This window comes from Streptomyces sp. Ag109_G2-15, from assembly GCF_900215565.1.
Taxonomy (GTDB): Bacteria; Actinomycetota; Actinomycetes; order Streptomycetales; family Streptomycetaceae; genus Streptomyces; species Streptomyces diastatochromogenes.
The window spans coordinates 1,560,872-1,577,267 of sequence record NZ_OCNI01000001.1; the positions used below are offsets into that span (position 1 = coordinate 1,560,872).

At 72.0% G+C, this 16,396-nt stretch carries 16 protein-coding genes; 4 read left to right on the forward strand and 12 right to left on the reverse strand.

The window, feature by feature from the left end; translation table 11 throughout:
* Positions 1 to 116 precede the first annotated feature (116 nt).
* Complete coding sequence (locus CRP49_RS06670) at positions 117 to 569, forward strand: ATP-binding protein (RefSeq protein ID WP_097252563.1); 453 nt, start codon at positions 117 to 119, stop codon at positions 567 to 569.
* A 74-nt stretch (positions 570 to 643) separates the two neighbouring features.
* Here CRP49_RS06670 and CRP49_RS06675 read toward each other — a convergent pair whose 3' ends face one another.
* Both CRP49_RS06675 and fdxA read right to left on the reverse strand, forming a co-directional pair.
* A complete protein-coding gene (locus tag CRP49_RS06675) occupies positions 644 to 1,741 on the reverse strand; it encodes a bifunctional succinyldiaminopimelate transaminase/glutamate-prephenate aminotransferase (RefSeq protein WP_097252564.1) in 1,098 nt (365 codons plus the stop codon).
* A 123-nt stretch (positions 1,742 to 1,864) separates the two neighbouring features.
* Positions 1,865 to 2,182 carry a ferredoxin gene (gene fdxA, locus CRP49_RS06680; RefSeq protein ID WP_010047804.1) on the reverse strand — a complete coding sequence of 106 codons (318 nt, stop codon included), beginning with the start codon at positions 2,180 to 2,182 and terminating at the stop codon, positions 1,865 to 1,867.
* Positions 2,183 to 2,323: 141 nt separating this feature from the next.
* Between fdxA and CRP49_RS06685 the strand changes: the two genes are divergently transcribed.
* A complete protein-coding gene (locus tag CRP49_RS06685; RefSeq protein ID WP_097252565.1) occupies positions 2,324 to 3,412 on the forward strand; it encodes a GNAT family N-acetyltransferase in 1,089 nt (362 codons plus the stop codon).
* 29 nt (positions 3,413 to 3,441) lie between these two features.
* Positions 3,442 to 4,308: a transglutaminase-like domain-containing protein gene (locus CRP49_RS06690; protein WP_097252566.1), complete on the forward strand. Its 867-nt coding sequence runs from the start codon at positions 3,442 to 3,444 to the stop codon at positions 4,306 to 4,308.
* 24 nt (positions 4,309 to 4,332) lie between these two features.
* On the opposite strand, the gene CRP49_RS06695 is transcribed toward CRP49_RS06690, so the two are convergent.
* The 8 genes from CRP49_RS06695 to CRP49_RS06735 form a co-directional block, all read right to left on the reverse strand.
* Entirely contained in the window at positions 4,333 to 4,947 is a 615-nt protein-coding gene (locus CRP49_RS06695; protein WP_097252567.1) for a response regulator transcription factor, read from the reverse strand.
* Positions 4,944 to 6,137 (reverse strand): sensor histidine kinase, encoded by a 1,194-nt coding sequence (locus CRP49_RS06700; RefSeq protein WP_373560331.1) that lies wholly within the window; start codon positions 6,135 to 6,137, stop codon positions 4,944 to 4,946. Before CRP49_RS06700 ends, CRP49_RS06695 begins: the two co-directional genes overlap by 4 nt.
* Complete coding sequence (locus CRP49_RS06705; RefSeq protein ID WP_097252568.1) at positions 6,134 to 6,874, reverse strand: ABC transporter permease; 741 nt, start codon at positions 6,872 to 6,874, stop codon at positions 6,134 to 6,136. Before CRP49_RS06705 ends, CRP49_RS06700 begins: the two co-directional genes overlap by 4 nt.
* Positions 6,871 to 7,800: an ABC transporter ATP-binding protein gene (locus CRP49_RS06710; RefSeq protein WP_179851527.1), complete on the reverse strand. Its 930-nt coding sequence runs from the start codon at positions 7,798 to 7,800 to the stop codon at positions 6,871 to 6,873. Before CRP49_RS06710 ends, CRP49_RS06705 begins: the two co-directional genes overlap by 4 nt.
* Positions 7,801 to 7,938: 138 nt before the next feature.
* Positions 7,939 to 10,224, reverse strand: a complete 2,286-nt coding sequence (locus tag CRP49_RS06715; protein ID WP_179851528.1) for a hypothetical protein — start codon at positions 10,222 to 10,224, stop codon at positions 7,939 to 7,941.
* Positions 10,225 to 10,379: 155 nt separating this feature from the next.
* Positions 10,380 to 10,796 (reverse strand): DUF6113 family protein, encoded by a 417-nt coding sequence (locus tag CRP49_RS06725; protein WP_097252572.1) that lies wholly within the window; start codon positions 10,794 to 10,796, stop codon positions 10,380 to 10,382.
* The gene (gene mshB, locus CRP49_RS06730; protein ID WP_097252573.1) at positions 10,793 to 11,653 is read right to left on the reverse strand and encodes an N-acetyl-1-D-myo-inositol-2-amino-2-deoxy-alpha-D-glucopyranoside deacetylase; all 861 of its coding nucleotides are present in this window, start codon (positions 11,651 to 11,653) and stop codon (positions 10,793 to 10,795) included. Before mshB ends, CRP49_RS06725 begins: the two co-directional genes overlap by 4 nt.
* A 36-nt stretch (positions 11,654 to 11,689) precedes the next feature.
* Entirely contained in the window at positions 11,690 to 11,884 is a 195-nt protein-coding gene (locus CRP49_RS06735; RefSeq protein ID WP_030649813.1) for a hypothetical protein, read from the reverse strand.
* A 201-nt stretch (positions 11,885 to 12,085) separates the two neighbouring features.
* On the opposite strand from CRP49_RS06735, the gene CRP49_RS06740 reads away from it, so the two are divergent.
* Complete coding sequence (locus CRP49_RS06740; protein WP_097252574.1) at positions 12,086 to 14,197, forward strand: S9 family peptidase; 2,112 nt, start codon at positions 12,086 to 12,088, stop codon at positions 14,195 to 14,197.
* A gap of 129 nt (positions 14,198 to 14,326) precedes the next feature.
* On the opposite strand, the gene CRP49_RS06745 is transcribed toward CRP49_RS06740, so the two are convergent.
* Both CRP49_RS06745 and CRP49_RS06750 read right to left on the reverse strand, forming a co-directional pair.
* Complete coding sequence (locus CRP49_RS06745) at positions 14,327 to 15,409, reverse strand: ABC transporter ATP-binding protein (RefSeq protein ID WP_097252575.1); 1,083 nt, start codon at positions 15,407 to 15,409, stop codon at positions 14,327 to 14,329.
* Entirely contained in the window at positions 15,402 to 16,373 is a 972-nt protein-coding gene (locus CRP49_RS06750; RefSeq protein ID WP_097257228.1) for an ABC transporter ATP-binding protein, read from the reverse strand. The genes CRP49_RS06745 and CRP49_RS06750 overlap by 8 nt, the downstream gene beginning before the upstream one ends.
* Between the last annotated feature and the right edge of the window lie 23 nt (positions 16,374 to 16,396).

Here is a 16,396-nt window from a genome sequence, read left to right on the forward strand (position 1 = left end):
CGATGCGTTATCCATTCTTTACCTTTGGCGTCCGCAACCTTCGTCGGCTTCGAGCGGTAGTCACGGCGTCCGACTCGGACACATTCACCGTTCTCCACCCGTCGAAATGGAGCATCATGTCCCTCCCTCTGACCCGCCGGATCGCTCGTGCCGCGCTGCTCGTCGCAGCGGGAGCGGCCGCCGGGGTCGGTGCGGCCGGCTCTGCCGGCGCGGCCACGAACCTGCCGGCTGCCGCCCCGAACCTCGGTGGTCTGACCGCCCTGGACGCGGCGAGCGCCGGCAACACCGTCGACGGTGCGACCCAGCACGTCACCGGTCTCGCGGGTGACACGGGCAGCAAGGCGGTCACGCACGCGGCGCACACCGCGGGCAAGACCGGCGGCGGTGCCGTGAAGAAGACGACGCCCGAGGTGCAGAAGGCCGCGGGGGACGCGGCCGGGACCGCGGGGGGTGCCCTCGGGGACACCGCGTCCAGCGTGACGAAGGGTGGGCTGCCGACGGAGTCTCTCACCCAGGGTGGGCTGCCCACGTCGTCTCTGCCGACGAAGGGTCTGCCGCTGGGCGGCTGAGCGGCTGGCTTTGACGGCCGACGGGGTCCAGGAGTTCCTGGGCCCCGTCGGCTTTCGCGTGCCTACGGCGGTGGCTACGCCGTCAGGCGGGCTACCGCTGCTCGGACCCTCTCGTCCGTTGCCGTGAGGGCCACGCGTACGAACTTCTCGCCCGCCTCGCCGTAGAAGTCGCCCGGTGCCACCAGGATGCCGAGGTCGGCCAGGTGGGCCACCGTTTCCCAGCAGGACTCGTCGCGCGTCGCCCACAGGTAGAGGCTGGCCTCGCTGTGTTCGATGCGGAAGCCGTGGTGCAGGAGCGCTTCGCGCAGGAGGGTGCGGCGGGCCGCGTAGCGCTCGCGCTGGACGCGGACGTGCTCGTCGTCGCCCAGGGCCGCCACCACCGCCGCCTGCGTCGGCGCCGAGGTCATCATGCCGCCGTGCTTGCGGATCTCCAGGAGGGGCCCCAGGACCGCCGGGTCGCCGGCCACGAAGGCGGCGCGGTAGCCGGCCAGGTTGGAGCGCTTGGAGAGGGAGTGGACGGCGAGGATGCCGTCGTAGGAGCCGCCGTTGACGTCGGGGTGCAGGACCGAGACGGGGTCGGCCTCCCAGCCCAGCTCCAGGTAGCACTCGTCGGAGACGAGCAGGACGCCGTGCTCGCGGGCCCAGGCGACGACGCCGGTCAGCTCGTCCTTGGAGAGGACCTTGCCGGTGGGGTTGGAGGGCGAGTTCAGCCAGAGGAGCTTCAGGTTCGTGGGGTCGAGGTCCCTCGGGTCGTCGTAGACCTCGTACTCGGCGCGGGCCAGGCGGGCGCCGACCTCGTAGGTCGGGTACGCCAGGCGCGGGTAGGCCACCTTGTCGCCGGGGCCGAGGCCCAGCTGGGTCGGCAGCCAGGCGACCAGCTCCTTGGAGCCGACGACCGGCAGGACGTGGCGGTGGGTGACCTCGCGGGCGCCCAGGCGGCGCTCCAGCCAGCCGGTGATCGCGTCGCGCAGCGCGGGGGTGCCCCAGACCGTCGGGTAGCCCGGCGAGTCGGCCGCCTCGACAAGGGCCTTCTGGATCAGTTCGGGGACCGGGTCGACCGGGGTGCCGACGGACAGGTCGACGATGCCGTCCGGGTGCGCCGAGGCCGTCTTCTTGTACGGCTCCAGCTTGTCCCAGGGAAAGGTCGGAAGGCGGTCGGAGACTGCGGACACGGGTCTTGCTCGCTTTCGTCGGTACGGCAAACGCCTCGGTCCCGTACGGCGGCGATCAAGGCGATCGGGCCGCACGGGACCGAGGCGGCGCGGCTACGGGCCGCTGGGCCGCTCAAACGGTCACTAGGCCTGCGGCGGCAGCGCGGCGATGAAGGGGTGGTCCCGCTCGATCAGCCCCAGCTTGCTGGCACCGCCAGGAGAGCCCAGCTCGTCGAAGAACTCGACGTTCGCCTTGTAGTAGTCCTTCCACTCCTCCGGAGTGTCGTCCTCGTAGAAAATCGCCTCAACCGGGCAGACCGGCTCACAGGCACCACAGTCGACGCATTCGTCCGGGTGGATGTACAAGGACCTGGAGCCCTCGTAGATGCAGTCGACCGGGCACTCCTCGATGCACGCCTTGTCCTTCACGTCGACACAAGGCTGCGCAATGACGTAGGTCACGCTGTCGTTCCTCCTCGATAGGGCGCTGGCGGGCCTCCATAGGCTCCGCCGCCTGGGCGCGCGGGAGCGCGGCGTCGTCGATGCCCGCCCCTAGTATCTCCGTTCCGGGGCATGATCCATACAGGAGGGGTGAACTGACCAGTGGAATTCTCGGCGAAAGGACGCCTCGAGGTCCGTATCACCGCTGCTGACGTGGGCAAACGGGTCTCCGTGCGGCGCTTGAGCGAACCTGGGGTGACGGAGGAGAAGTTCACCGACACGGTGGGTGTTCTCACATCATGGGACAACGGCGTGCTCATGATCACACGGCGGGACGGGCGGAGTGTCCGGATCCCGGAGTCCGTGCTGGTCGCGGGCAAGGTGGTGCCGGCCGCACCGGCCCGGCGCCGGGGTCCGGTCGCGAGCTACCCGGAGCTGGCGCGCATCGCCGCGCGCGCGTGGCGGCCGGTGGAGAGCGAGCGGCTCGGCGAGTGGGAGCTGCGCGCGGCCGGCGGGTTCACGCGGCGGGCCAACAGTGTGCTGCCGCTCGGTGATCCGGGGCTCGGCCTCGACGCGGCCCTGGAGGCTGTACGACGCTGGTACGGCGAGCGCGGCCTGCCCGCGTACGTCCAGACGGCGACCGGCGCCGAGGGCACGCAGGAGCTGCTCGGCGCGGAGCTGGAGCGGCGCGGCTGGGTGCGGGAGGTGACCGCCGAGCTGTGGATCGGGGCGCTGGCGCCGGTCGCGGACCGGGCCGAGGGCGCCGGGGTGGTGCTGTCCCGCGAGGCGGACGAGGCGTGGCTCGCGCGGTACCAGCGCAAGGGGATGACCGAGGTGGCTCTGCGGGTGCTCGGGTGGGGGTCCCCCCGCTCGAGCGAAGCCGAGAGTGGGGGAGGCCCGTCGGTGTGGTTCGCGACGGTACCCGGTGCGCCCGGGGAGCCGCCGGCGGCGATCGGGCGGTGCGTGGTGGACGGACGCTGGGCCGGTTTCGCCGCCGTCGAGGTCGATCCCGCCCGGCGCCGGCAGGGTCTGGCCACCGAGGTGATGGCCGCGCTGGCCCGCCGCGCCCTGGACGAGGGCGCCTCGGCGGCCTGGCTCCAGGTGGAGGACGACAACGCGGCCGCCCGCGCCCTGTACGCCGACCTCGGCTTCGCCCCGCACCACGCGTACCACCACTACCGGGCACCGGAGGAGAGCGGCGACGAGCACCAGGACCCGGCGCCCGGGAACACCCGCGCCGGACGGTCGTAGGGATCGCCGTGGACGGGCATGAGCCAGGCATGCGGCATCCTCACTTTCCGCCTCCGTATCCGCCCCCGCCGGAGCGGTCCGCCGAGGTGCGGCGGCGGTTCGGGGAGGAGGCGCGGTCGGAGCGGCCGGACCTGTCGGCGCTGTGCCTGCTGATGGGTGCCGAGGCGGACGGGGCGCTGGACGAGGCCGGTATGGACGCGGCCCAGCTGGAGCTGGACCGGCTGGCCGGGCTGCTGCCGTACCGTCCGGGCGGGCCGCGGGCGTGGGCGCAGGCGCTGGCCCGGCTGCTGGGTGAGCGCTACGAGTTCCACGGGACCCCGTCCGACTACCAGCGGCTGGAGTCCTCGCTGCTGCACGAGGTGCTGCGGCGCCGGCGCGGGCTGCCGATCCTGCTGTCGGTGGTGTGGCTGGAGGTGGCGAGAAGGGCGGGCGCCCCGGTGTACGGGGTCGCGCTGCCCGGCCACTTCGTGGTCGGGTTCGGGGCGGCCGAGGAGCAGGTGCTGGCCGATCCGTTCGACGGGGGGAAGGTGCTGACCGGGGCGGATGCGGAGCTGCTGGTGGCGGGGGCCACGGGGGCGCCGCTGCAGCCTTCGATGCTGGTGCCCGCGACGCCTCTGGAGGTCGTGCAGCGGATCCTGAACAACGTCCGGGCGTGGGCCTCGGTCCGGCCCGAGCGGTCGGATGTCGCCCTGCGGGCCGTGGAGTTGGGCCTGCTGCTGCCCTCGCATCCGGCTCGGTTGCGCTACGAGCGGGGTCAGCTGCTGGTGCAGCGGGGCGAGTTCGTGGCGGGGGCCGAGGAGCTGGACGCGTACGCCCACCTGATCGAGGTCGTCGACGAGTCGGTCGCCCGGCGGGCCCGGCAGCAGGCCCACACGGCCCGGGCGATGCTCAACTGAGCCCCAGGGTCCGCCGGACAGGCCCTAGAGCCAGCCCTTCTCCCGGGCGATCCGCACCGCCTCCGCCCGGTTGCGTACCGCGAGCTTCTGGATGGCCGTGGAGAGGTAGTTGCGGACCGTGCCCTGGGAGAGGTGGAGGGCCTTGGCCAGCTCCGCGTTGGTGGAGCCGTCGGCCGCGGCGCGCAGCACCTCGCGTTCCCGGTCGGTGAGGGGGTTGGCGCCCTCGGCCAGCGCGGCCGCGGCCAGGGTGGGGTCGATGACCCGTTCCCCGGACAGCACCTTGCGGACCGCGTCGGCGAGTTGGGCGGCCGGCGCGTCCTTGACGAGGAACGCGTCGGCGCCCGCCTCCATGGCGCTGCGCAGATAGCCGGGGCGGCCGAAGGTGGTGAGGACGACGAGCTTGACCGCGGGGTACTCCCGGTGCACCCGGGCCGCGGCCTCGATGCCGGTGCAGCCGGGCATCTCGATGTCGAGCAGCGCCACGTCGACGCCGTGTGCGCCGACGGCCGCCAGCACCTCGTCCCCGCGCGCGACCTGGGCGACGACCTCGATGTCGTCCTCCAGGCCGAGAAGTGCGGCCAGTGCCTCACGGACCATCGACTGGTCCTCGGCCAGCAGGACCTTGATCGTGCTCGTCATGCCCCGGATCCTACGTCCGCCGAGGCGGGCGCAGGCACCCGGGCGACCAGCCGGAACCCGTGCTTGACCCGGCCCGCCTCCAGTGTGCCGCCGGCCTTCTCCAGACGCTCGGTCAGGCCGGTCAGACCGTTGCCGGGGCCGTTGCCCGGGCCGCCGGATCCGTTGTCCTCGACGCAGAGTTCGAGGACCGGGCCGTCCAGGGTCTGGCGGCGCAGGACCTGTACGACGCACCGGTCGGCGCCGCTGTGCCGGACCACGTTGGTGACCGCCTCGCGCAGCGCCCAGGCGAGGGCGGACTCGGCCTCCTCGGGGATGCCGGTGAGGTCGGGTTCCTCGGGCACCTCGGCCACCACCCCGGCGGCGGCCAGCGCCACCTGGGTGCCGGCGAGTTCGGCGGCGAGGCGGGGGCGGCGGTAGCCGGTGACGGCCTCGCGGACGTCGACCAGGGCCTGGCGGCTGACCTGTTCGATGTCGGCGACCTGCTGGGCGGCCTTGGCCGGGTGGTCGGGCAGCATCCGGCCGGCCAGCTCGCTCTTCAGCGTGATCAGGGAGAGCGAGTGGCCCAGCAGGTCGTGCAGGTCGCGGGCGAGGCGCAGCCGCTCCTCGTTGGCGGCGAGCTGGGCGACGGTGGCCCGGGCCTTGCGCAACTCGATGGTGGTCCGCACCAGTTGGCCGACCCCGGTCATCGCGAACCCGATGAGCACCACCAGAAGGAGCAGGCCGCGTGCCTCCTTCTCGTTGGAGTGCAGGCCGATGAGGTACATCACGGCGCCCGACGCCGGGATCGCCCAGTAGGCCGCCCGCACCGGCAGGGTCGCCCCGCAGGCCACCGAGAGGTAGACGAAGAGTCCGAGCCAGGCGCTGCCGAGGGTGTAGGCCAGCACGGGGGCGAGAACGCCGAGGATCGCGCCCAGGGTGAGGACGAGGCGCGGGGAGAACGGCCGGCCGATGTTACGGAAGACCAGCGTCAGATAGACCCCGACGAAGGCCGCGAGGCCGAGCGAGCCGGCCACGGTGGCGCCGGTGGTGTGTCCGCCGTTGATCAGGTCGTCGACCGGCGAGCTGAGGAAGACCAGCCAGACGCCGATCCACAACACCTTGACCAGCAGCTCGCGCCGGTTGCGGGGCGGCCAGCCCACGGGCGCGTGATTCGGGTCCCCCGCCGTCCGGTCTTCCGTCATCGTGCTCACGCCTTCAGCGTGTCCTTCCGGTACAGCCAGGCCGCGCCGCCCGCGAAGAGGACGAAGGAGACGACGAGGATGGCGATGTCCTGGGCTTGCGGGGCCTGGCTCTGCTCGATCGCCCGCCCCAGAGCAGCGTACGCGTGCGTGGGCAGCCACTTGGCGATGTCCTGGAGCCACTGCGGGAAGGTCGTGGTCGGCATCCACAGGCCGCCCAGCATCGACATACCGAAGTAGGTGATCATCGTAATCGGGCGGACCGCGTCCCCGCTGGCGAGGTAGCCGATGGCGACGCCGAGCGCGGCGAAGACCAGACTGCCGGCCCAGATGGCGCCGGTGAGGGCGAGCCACTGCCAGGCGTCCAGGCGTACGTCCTTCACGGCCGCGGCGACGACGAAGACGATGACGATCGACGGGAGGCTGACGACGGCCGCGCTGGCGGTCTTGGCGAGGACGTAGCCGCGCCCCGGGAGAGTGGTCAGCCTGAGCTGCCGTACCCAGCCGCTCTCGCGCTCCTTGGCGATGCGCTCGCTGTTGCCCATCAGGACGGCGGTCAGCGCGCCGAAGGAGGCCATGGAGACCATCATGTAGGTCGGCAGGGTGAGTCCGGTGCCGTCGATCTTCGTCCTGGAGTCGGCGTTGCCCGCGATCAGCAGGAACAGCGCCGAGGGGTAGATCACCGAGAAGAACAGGAACTTGCGGTTGCGCAGGGCGCGGGCGAGTTCGAGCTTGATCAGGCTGCTCATGACTGCTTGGCCTCCTCGGCCTCCGTGATGGCGACGAAGGCCTGCTCCAGACCGAGGCCGGCGACTTCGAGGTTGCGGGGGTAGACGCCGAGGCCGTAGAGGGCGTGGACGGTCGCGTCGGCGTCGGACGACTGGATGCGGACGGTCTGGCCCGAAACGTCGATGGAGGTGAGGAAGGGCAGTCCGCGCAGGCCCGCCTCGTCGATCTCGCCCTCCAGGTCGAAGGAGACCCGGCGGGCGCCCGCCTTGGCCTTGATCTCGGCGGCGGTGCCGTCGGCGAGCAGGCGGCCGCGGTGCAGCACCAGCACGCGGTCGGCGATGGCGTCGGCCTCTTCGAGGTAGTGGGTGGCGAAGAGGACCGTACGGCCCTGGTCGGCCTGCTCGCGCATGGTGGCCCAGAAGGCCTGGCGGGCGGAGACGTCCATGCCGGTGGTCGGCTCGTCCAGGACGATCAGGTCGCTGTCGCCCGCGGTGGCGAGCGCGAAGCGGACGCGCTGGGCCTGGCCGCCGGAGAGCTTGTTGACCTTGCGGTCGGCGATCGGCGTGAGGCTCGCGCGGGCGAGGACGTCGTCGGCCTTGTACGGCTTCGGGTGCAGCGAGCAGGCCAGCTTGACCAGCTCGGCGACGGTGACCTCGTCCATCAGCCCGCCGCTCTGCAGCATGGCCCCGACCCGCCCGGCGACGATCGCCTCGCGCGGGCTGGTGCCGAACACGCTCACCGTGCCGCCGTCGGCCTGCTTGAGGCCGAGCAGCAGGTCGAGGGTGGTGGACTTGCCGGCCCCGTTCGGGCCGAGGAGGGCGACGGTCTCGCCCGGGTACAGCCGGAGCGAGAGCCCGTCGACGGCCCGCACGCTCCCGTACGTCTTGGTCACCTGGTCGAACCCGACCACCGGGGTGGTGGTGGCCGGTGCCGCTGTCGTTGTCATGCCCACCATGCTGGCCGTGGGGGCCGTGGACGCGGCAGTGTCGGGGGTCCTGAGTGCCGGATGACAGATGTCATGCGCGCGGGGTGACAGACGGAAAGGGGCGCCCGGCGGACACCGGGCGCCCCTTTCCAGGTGGCGCTAGCTCGGGTTGGTCTCGATGACTCCGATGCGCGCCGCCGCCGTCTTGCCGAGCAGGGCCTTGCGCAGCGCGGCGACGACGTCCTGCGGCAGAACGCCACGCTTCCCGGTCGCGGTCTGGATCTGTACGCCGTCGAACGTGGCGCCGTACGCCTTCTTGAGCGCCTCGAGGTCGTACGTCTCCACGAGCTTGCCGTCGACGGCCTTGAAGCCGAGGATCTTCGGCAGTGACACGGGGCCGAGCGGGATGCTGTGCGCCGCGTCGGTCTGGACATGGACGAGGCCGGACATCGCGGGCTTCGCGAACTCCTTCATCTCCCGGTCGACCTCGGCGTTCGAGACCGTCGGCTGCTGGGTGGTCGAGGGCACGGTCACCGGGATCGCCGTGCCCGTCTCCACCAGCGTGCGGTACGCCTGTTCGACCGCCTGGGTCGACCGGGCCGCGTCGATGGCCTTGCCCGCCTTGCCGTAGACGGCCACGGCCTTGCCGGCCTTGAACGTGATGCCGCCCTCGGTGACCGAGCCGGAGCCGGAGCCGCCGCCGGCCTGCTGGAGCGCGGCCTGGAGCTTCTCCTCGTCGACCGGCATGACCGGTTCGACCACCCGCTTCTGACCGAAGAGGGAGCCGATCACGGAGACCGGGTTGTAGTCGCTCTTCGCGGCCGCGCCGACCGTGCTCTGGAAGTCGAACTGCAGCCCCGCGTTGTCCGGCGTCAGGGACACCGTCTTCCCGCCCACGGACAGCTTCAGCGGCTTGTTCACCCGGCTGCCGAAGGCCTCGTCGAGCTTCTTGACGGCGTCGTCGCGGGTGCCGCCGCCGATGTCGACGCCGAGCACGGTGGTGCCCTTGGGCACGTCGGTGTGGTTCATCAGCAGGCCGGCGCCGTAGACACCGCCCGCGAGGACGAACACGCCGACGCCGAGCAGCACGAGCTTGCTGCGGCCCTTCTTCTTCGGCTTGGCCGCCGCCTTGGGCTGCGGGGCCGGGTCGGGCAGCTTGGGCGCCTGGTGCGGGACCGGGCCGTCGGGGTGCGCACCGGAGCCGAACGGGGCGTTCCCGGCGGACGGGACGATCGGGATGCCGCTGGTGACGGTGTGCCCGGAGACGTTGTCCGGGGCGCGGTAGCCGGGCGTGCCCGGTTCGGGGGCCGGCTTCTGCGGGGTGAGGATCGCGGTGTCGTCGCTGAGGCCGCCACCGGGGCCGGTACCGGGTGTCATGCCGGGTCCGGCGAGGGCACCGGGGGCGAGCGGGCCGCCGGGCAGCGGGTGGCTGCCCGTGTCGCCGTAGCCGCCCGGACTGTCGAAGGACTCGCCCAGATCCCGGTCGAAGTCGCTGAGCGAGCTGCGCGGAGTGGCCGGCGGGACGAACGGTCCGTCGCCGGTGACCGGGCCGCTGGTGGGGCCCGCCGGGCCCTGCGGGCCGCGGCCGCCCTGGCCGTTCGGCCCGTTGAAGCCGCTGGGTCCGCCGGGGCCGCCGGTTCCGCTCGCGCCCGGGGTGCCGCTGCCGCCGAAGCCGCTCTGGCCGCCGCTCTCCGCGAAGTACGGCAGGTCGTCGCGGCTCGGTTCGCCGCCGCCGGTCGCGCCGGGGCGGGAGCCGCCGCGCGGGCCCGCGGCCAGCGCCTCGGTCACGTCGAAGGAGCCGGTGCCGCCGCCGTGCCCCGGGGCCACGGGGCCGCCGGTGGCGCTGGGCAGACCCGAGCCGTTCGTACCGCCGGGGCGGGAGGAGCCGCCGGGCACGCTCATGGCGCCGACCACACCACCGGGGCGGCCGCCGCCGGGACGGGCACCGGTGGCACCAGAACCACCCGGACCGCCCGGCTGGGCGCTCGGCGTGGCCGCGGAACCGCCGGGCGTCCCGGCTCCGTTCGTGCCGCCGCCGCCCTGACCGCCCTTGGGCGCGCCGGACTTGCGGGGCGCGAACCAGTCGCTGGTCTTCTCCTCGGCCTGCGGCGCGGGTTCGGCGGCGGGTTCGACGGTGCCGGTGGACATCGCGGCGGCGGGGGCCGGCCGCGGGTCGGCGCCGGAGTCGTCCCCGGCGCCCTCGCCGTCCCCGACGGGCTTGCGCACGACGACGGGCGGGATGGGCCGGGATCCGGGGATGTTGATCCGGATCCGCGTCGTCAGCGTGGTCTCGGTCTTGCGTTCCTCGGGCTGGGTGGCCGAACGGCCCCTGTCCGCACCGGCGTCGGCAGCCATGGGGGTCCCGTACGGCGGCGTCCCCGAGGGGTATGCGGCTGCGCCGGTCCCGTTGGGCCCGGAGGACGGAGTGTCAGTTTCACGACTCAAGGCAGGTTCTCCCGGTTGGCTCCGCCGCCCGTTACGACCTCAGCGGGCAGCTCGGCGGCGCGCACCACCATACTGGGCACGTCTGGCGCGTATCCCATGACCGCTGAGGAAACCCACACCGGACTCGCACGTGCGCCGCACGGCGAAGTGGTACGTCACTTGCCAAGTCGGACAGGACCGTCGTGGGGTTGCCGTCCGGGGGCGAGGGTGGCGCAGATCACAGCGAGGGCCATGCCACCGAGCAGGAAGAGGTAGGAGCCGAGTCCCGCGCCGAAGAGGAAGTCGCCTTCGGGGCGGGTGGCGGTGAGCAGGACGACGGCGACGATCCAGCCGGCCACCGGCGCGACCGCCCCGGCCCGGCCGCCGAGCGCGTACGCCCCGCCGAGGAACAGCCCGGCGGCACCCGCGAGGGCGAGCAGCAGCCCGCCCGGGAACCAGGCGGCCTGGACCAGGGTTCCGGCGAGCCCGACGATCGCGCCGAGCAGGAACAGGCCGACGTAGGCGGTGATCCGTCCGGCCGAGGGGCGCCGCATCGGCTGGGCCAGCATCGAGCCGCGTCCGGCGGTGCTCATGACGCCTCCACGGTGGCGATGCCGGCGAACAGGTCGGTCTCCCCGGGCCGGCCCCGGCCGTGCACCAACTCGTAGTACTCGGTGGTGAACAGCGGCTGGGCCAGTTCGTTGGAGAGCGCGAAGTACGGCTCGGCCACGTCGATCTGGGTGGCGTGGGCACGCATCGCGGCGGCCTTGGCGGCGGCGTACGCGCTGCCGTCGATCGTGGTGGTGATCCGCTCGTCGTCGACCACGCCGGGTACGTCGGCCACGGTGGCGCTCTTCGCGAACGGGAGGCCCGGCAGCTCGTCCTGGAGGCGGGCGAAGGCGGCCTCGGCGACGGAGCGCGGGACGCGGTTCCAGTAGACCTTCTCGACCCGGTGCCCGTCTTCGGCCGCCAGTTCGACGGCGCGCATGGCCACGCGGTGGGCCTGGATGTGGTCCGGGTGGCCGTACCCGCCGTTGTCGTCGTACGCGACGACGACCTGCGGGCGGATCTCCAGGATCACCTCGGCGAGCGAGCGGGCGGCGTCGTCCAGGTCGGCCTGCCAGAAGCAGGCGGGGTCCTCGTTGTCGGGAATGCCCATCATGCCGGAGTCGCCGTAACGGCCAGCGCCGCCGAGCAGCCGCCCGTCCTGGACGCCCAGCTCGCGCAGGGCGGCGCTCAGCTCGGCGCGCCGGTGCGCGCCCAGCGCGGCGCCGGTCAGATGCCGCAGCTCGGGCGGGATGACCTCGCCACGCTCGCCCAGGGTGCAGGTGACCAGGGTCACGTGGGCACCCTCGGCCGCGTACCTGGCCATGGTCGCGCCGTTGTTGATCGACTCGTCGTCCGGGTGCGCGTGCACCAGCAGCAGACGCCGAGCGGGCAGTTCCGTCATGGGACCCACCCTACGAGGTCCGCGCCGGGGCGCCCGTCAGAACTTGATGCTGCCGATCATGCTGGCGACGTTCGTCGTCAGCTCACTGATCGTCGGTGCGACGGTGGAGGAGGCGAGATAGAAGCCGAGCAGGATGCAGACGACCGCATGGCCGCCCTTCAGCCCTGACTTCTTGATCAGCAGGAAGACGATGATCGCCAGCAGCACCACCGCCGAAATCGAGAGTGCCACGGCGGCTCACCTCCAAAGATCCCGGGGACGCGGGGGGTTCGGACTATGGGGGTTGTCACTCGGTTGTAGATCAGTAGAGCAAATCCATGCACACGCCAGCAGGTTCATACCCACTCAGCGGTAGTGATCATAACTATCCGTGCTCGCGCATCGCTCGGCGCACGGCCGCACAAGGGGGCGCATGGCCAATATGGTCGGGGTATGACGACCGAGGCTGACTCCTTCCCCCGTCGGCACGCCCGCACGCAGCGGTTCACGCTCGGCGCGCCGCGTGCGTTCACCGTGGCACCCGACGGCTCGCGTGTGGCGTTCCTGCGTTCAAGCTCCGGCACGGACCGGGCCAACTCCCTGTGGATCCTCGATCCGACGGACGGCGGCGAGCGTCTGGCGGCCGATCCGCACGCCCTGCTGCAGGGCGCCTCGGAGCAGCTCTCGCCCGAGGAGCGGGCTCGCCGGGAGCGCAGTCGGGAGGGCGGGGCCGGCATCGTCGGCTATGCCACCGACGCGGCGCTGGAGTTGGCGTCTTTCGCCTTGTCAGGGCGGCTTTTCACGGCCGAACTGCGGGCCGGCACGGCACGCGAACTCCGGGTCCCCGCACCGGTGATCGACCCGCGTCCGTCGCCGGACGGGCGGCACATCGCGTACGTCGCCCAGGGCGCGCTGCGGGTGACGGGCGCCGAGGGCGCGGACGACCGGGCGCTGGCCGAACCGGAGGCCGATCAGGTCACCTACGGACTCGCCGAGTTCATCGCGGCCGAGGAGATGGGGCGTTCGCGCGGATTCTGGTGGGCGCCGGAATCGGACCGGCTGCTGGTGGCGCGCGTGGACGACACGCCGGTGCGACGGTGGTGGATCGCCGACCCGGCCCACCCGGAGCGTGAGCCACAACACGTCGCGTACCCTGCGGCCGGGACGGAGAACGCGGACGTACGCCTGTTCGTGATCGACCTCGACGGAGAGCGCACCGAGGTCGTGTGGGACCGGGCGCGCTATCCGTATCTGGCGCGTGTGCACTGGTCAGAGGCGGGTGCGCCGCTGCTGCTGGTACAGACGCGGGACCAGCGCGGCCAGGTGTTCCTGGCGGCGGATCCGGACACGGGTTCGACCCGGATGGTGCACGCCGACGAAGATCCAACATGGCTGGAACTTTTCGCCGGAGTGCCCTGCTGGAGCCCGTCCGGGCAGCTTGTCCGTATCGCGGACGAGGGGGGCGCCCGAGTGCTGACGGTGGGCGAACGGCCGTTGACCGGGCCGCAGTTGCACATCCGTGCGGTACTCGACGTGACGGCCGATGACGTGCTGGTCTCGGCGTCGGCGGGCGAGGAGGCGGAGTCCCCGGAGACCGGCGAGGTGCACGTCTACCGGGTCAACGAACTCGGCGTGGAGCGCGTGTCGCAGGAGCCCGGTGTGCACTCGGCGGTGCGCGCCGGCAGCGTGACGGTGCTGGTGTCCGCGACGCTCGACAGCCCGGGCACCCGTGTCCAGGTGCTGCGTGACGGAAAACGAACGGCGACTGTCCGGTCCTATGCCGAAGTTCCCGGTTTGTCGCCTCGGGTGACCCTCACCCAGGGGGGCGCACGCAGAATTCCGTGCGCCGTGCTTATGCCTACGGACTACCCCGGTGACACTCCCCTCCCCGTCCTCCTGGACCCCTACGCCGGCCCGCACGGCCCGCGCGTGGTGGCCGCCCACAACGCGCATCTGACCTCGCAGTGGTTCGCCGACCAGGGCTTCGCGGTGATCGTCGCCGACGGCCGGGGCACACCGGGCCGCTCGCCGGCCTGGGAGAAGGCGGTCCATCGCGACTTCACGCTCACCCTGGACGACCAGATCGAGGCCCTCCAGGACCTGGCCGAGCGCTACCCCCTCGACCTCTCCCGGGTGGCCGTCCGCGGCTGGTCCTACGGCGGCTACCTGGCCGCCCTCGCCGTCCTGCGCCGCCCGGACGTCATCCACGCGGGTATCGCGGGCGCCCCGGTCACGGACTGGCGCCTCTACGACACCCACTACACCGAGCGCTATCTCGGCAACCCGGTCGAGGACCCGCAGACCTACGCACACAACTCCCTGGTCACCGACGAAGGCCTCTCCTCGCCCGCCGAACCGCACCGCCCCCTGATGATCATCCACGGCCTCGCCGACGACAACGTGGTGGCCGCCCACACCCTGCGCCTCTCCTCGGCCCTCCTCGCCGCGGGCCGCCCCCACGAGGTGCTCCCGCTGTCCGGCGTCACGCACATGACCCCCCAGGAGCAGGTCGCGGAAAACCTGCTCCTGCTCCAGGTGGACTTCCTCAAGCGTTCACTGGCATAACCGTGCAAACACCCGTGAACCGCGTTTACACGCAGGCAACTTCACGGAAGCGGTACCGATATACGGACGCGCGAGGCTGATCAGCGTACGGCCGTGCGGGTGCCGTAAACGGGCCGGGGATGCGCCATGTCACCCCGGCCCGTTGCCGTGCCCTTGCCCTCCGGTCGCCTCTGGCGGCTCCGGCGCCTCCGGCGGGACCACCTGCTTCTCCTCTGCGAAGTGGCAGGCCGAGTCGTGGGTCGCGGGGCCGGTCGCGCCGCGGAACTTCTCGGGGACCGCCAGCGCCGGGACCTCCCGCGTGCAGCGCTCCTGGGCCTTCCAGCAGCGGGTGCGGAAGCGGCAGCCCGAGGGGATGTTCGTCGGGGACGGGACGTCGCCGGTGAGGATGATCCGCTCTCGGCGTTCGCGGGCCTCGGGGTCGGGGACGGGGACCGCGGACAGAAGCGCCTGGGTGTAAGGGTGGGTGGGGTGGTCGTAGATCTCGGCGTCCCTGCCGATCTCCACGATGCGGCCCAGGTACATGACCCCGACCCGGTCCGAGATGTGCCGGACGATCGACAGGTCGTGCGCGATGAAGACGTAGGAGAGGTCGAACTCCGACTGGAGGCGGTCCAGCAGGTTGATCACCTGCGCCTGGACCGAGACGTCCAGGGCGGAGACCGGCTCGTCGGCGACGATCACCTCGGGGCGCAGGGCCAACCCCCTTGCGATGCCGATGCGTTGGCGCTGGCCGCCGGAGAACTGGTGCGGGTAGCGGTTGATGTACTCGGGGTTGAGGCCGACCACGTCCAGCAGCTCCTGCACCCTGCGGCGGCGGTCGCCCTTGGGGGCGGCTTCGGGGTGGATCTCGTACGGCTCCCCGATGATGTCCCCGACCGTCATCCGGGGGTTGAGGGAGGTGTACGGGTCCTGGAAGACCATCTGGATGTTGCGGCGCACCGCTCTCAGGGCCCGGCCCGACAACCGCGTGATGTCCTCGCCCTTGAACCTGATCGAGCCCGCCGTCGGCCGCTCCAGGCTGCACAGCATCTTCGCCACCGTGGACTTGCCGCAGCCGGACTCGCCGACGATGCCCAGGGTCTCGCCCTTGGCGAGGGTGAAGTCGACGCCGTCTACCGCCTTCACCGCGCCGACCTGCTTCTTGAACAGGATCCCCCGCATCAGCGGGTAGTACTTGACGAGGCCGCTGACCTCCAGGATGGGCTCAGCCATGCAGGCACTCCCGCCAGAAGTGGCAGGCGCTGCCGCGGTCCTCGGAGACCTCGTAGAGCGGGGGCACGTCGGTGCGGCACACGTCCTGGGCCATCGGGCAGCGGGGGTGGAAGGCGCAGCCGGGCGGGATGTTCATGAGGTTCGGCGGCAGGCCCTTGATCGCGTACAGCTCCTGCCCCTTCTGGTCCAGGCGCGGGATGGAGTCCAGCAGGCCGCGGGTGTAGGGGTGGGCGGGAGCCTTGTAGATGTCGCGCACGGGCGCCGACTCGACGATCTTCCCCGCGTACATCACGGCGATCCGGTCGGCCACGTCCGCCACGACCCCCAGATCATGGGTGATCAGGATCAGGCCCATGTGGTACTCGCGCTGCAACTCCGCGAGCAGGTCCATGACCTGGGCCTGGACGGTGACATCCAGGGCGGTGGTGGGCTCGTCGGCGATGATGAGCGCGGGCTCCAGCGCCAGCGCCATGGCGATCATGATGCGCTGGCGCATACCGCCGGAGAACTGGTGCGGGTAGTCCCGGACCCTCTGGGCCGCGCCCGGGATGCGCACCCGCTCCATCAACTCGATCGCCTTGGCCCGCGCGTCCTTCTTCGACATCCCCCGGTGCACGACGAACATCTCGCCGAGCTGGTCGCCCACGGACAGCACGGGGTTGAGCGCAGACAGCGCGTCCTGGAAGATCATCGCCATTCCGGCGCCCCGGATCCTCCGCCGCTCCTCCTCCTTCAGCTTCAGCACGTCCTTGCCCTGGAAGAGGATCTCGCCCCCGGTGATCCTCCCGGGCGGCATGTCGAGGATGCCCATGACGGCCTGCGCGGTGACCGACTTGCCGGAGCCGGACTCACCGAGCACGGCGAGCGTCTCCCCCGCGTCCACGCCGTAACTGACCCCGTTGACGGCCTTGGCGACCCCGTCCCGGGTCCGGAACTCCACATGCAGGTCACGGACTTCGAGCAACCGCTCGAAACCCACGCGCACAT

Coding starts and splice junctions, on each gene's coding strand:
- CRP49_RS06695 (WP_097252567.1), bottom strand. CDS start 4,947: ATGACGAGCACGATCAAGGTCCTGCTGGCCGAGGACCAGTCGATGGTC.
- CRP49_RS06740 (WP_097252574.1), top strand. CDS start 12,086: ATGACGACCGAGGCTGACTCCTTCCCCCGTCGGCACGCCCGCACGCAG.
- CRP49_RS06725 (WP_097252572.1), bottom strand. CDS start 10,796: ATGAGCACCGCCGGACGCGGCTCGATGCTGGCCCAGCCGATGCGGCGC.
- CRP49_RS06745 (WP_097252575.1), bottom strand. CDS start 15,409: ATGGCTGAGCCCATCCTGGAGGTCAGCGGCCTCGTCAAGTACTACCCG.
- CRP49_RS06705 (WP_097252568.1), bottom strand. CDS start 6,874: ATGAGCAGCCTGATCAAGCTCGAACTCGCCCGCGCCCTGCGCAACCGC.
- mshB (WP_097252573.1), bottom strand. CDS start 11,653: ATGACGGAACTGCCCGCTCGGCGTCTGCTGCTGGTGCACGCGCACCCG.
- CRP49_RS06690 (WP_097252566.1), top strand. CDS start 3,442: ATGCGGCATCCTCACTTTCCGCCTCCGTATCCGCCCCCGCCGGAGCGG.
- CRP49_RS06670 (WP_097252563.1), top strand. CDS start 117: ATGTCCCTCCCTCTGACCCGCCGGATCGCTCGTGCCGCGCTGCTCGTC.
- CRP49_RS06710 (WP_179851527.1), bottom strand. CDS start 7,800: ATGACAACGACAGCGGCACCGGCCACCACCACCCCGGTGGTCGGGTTC.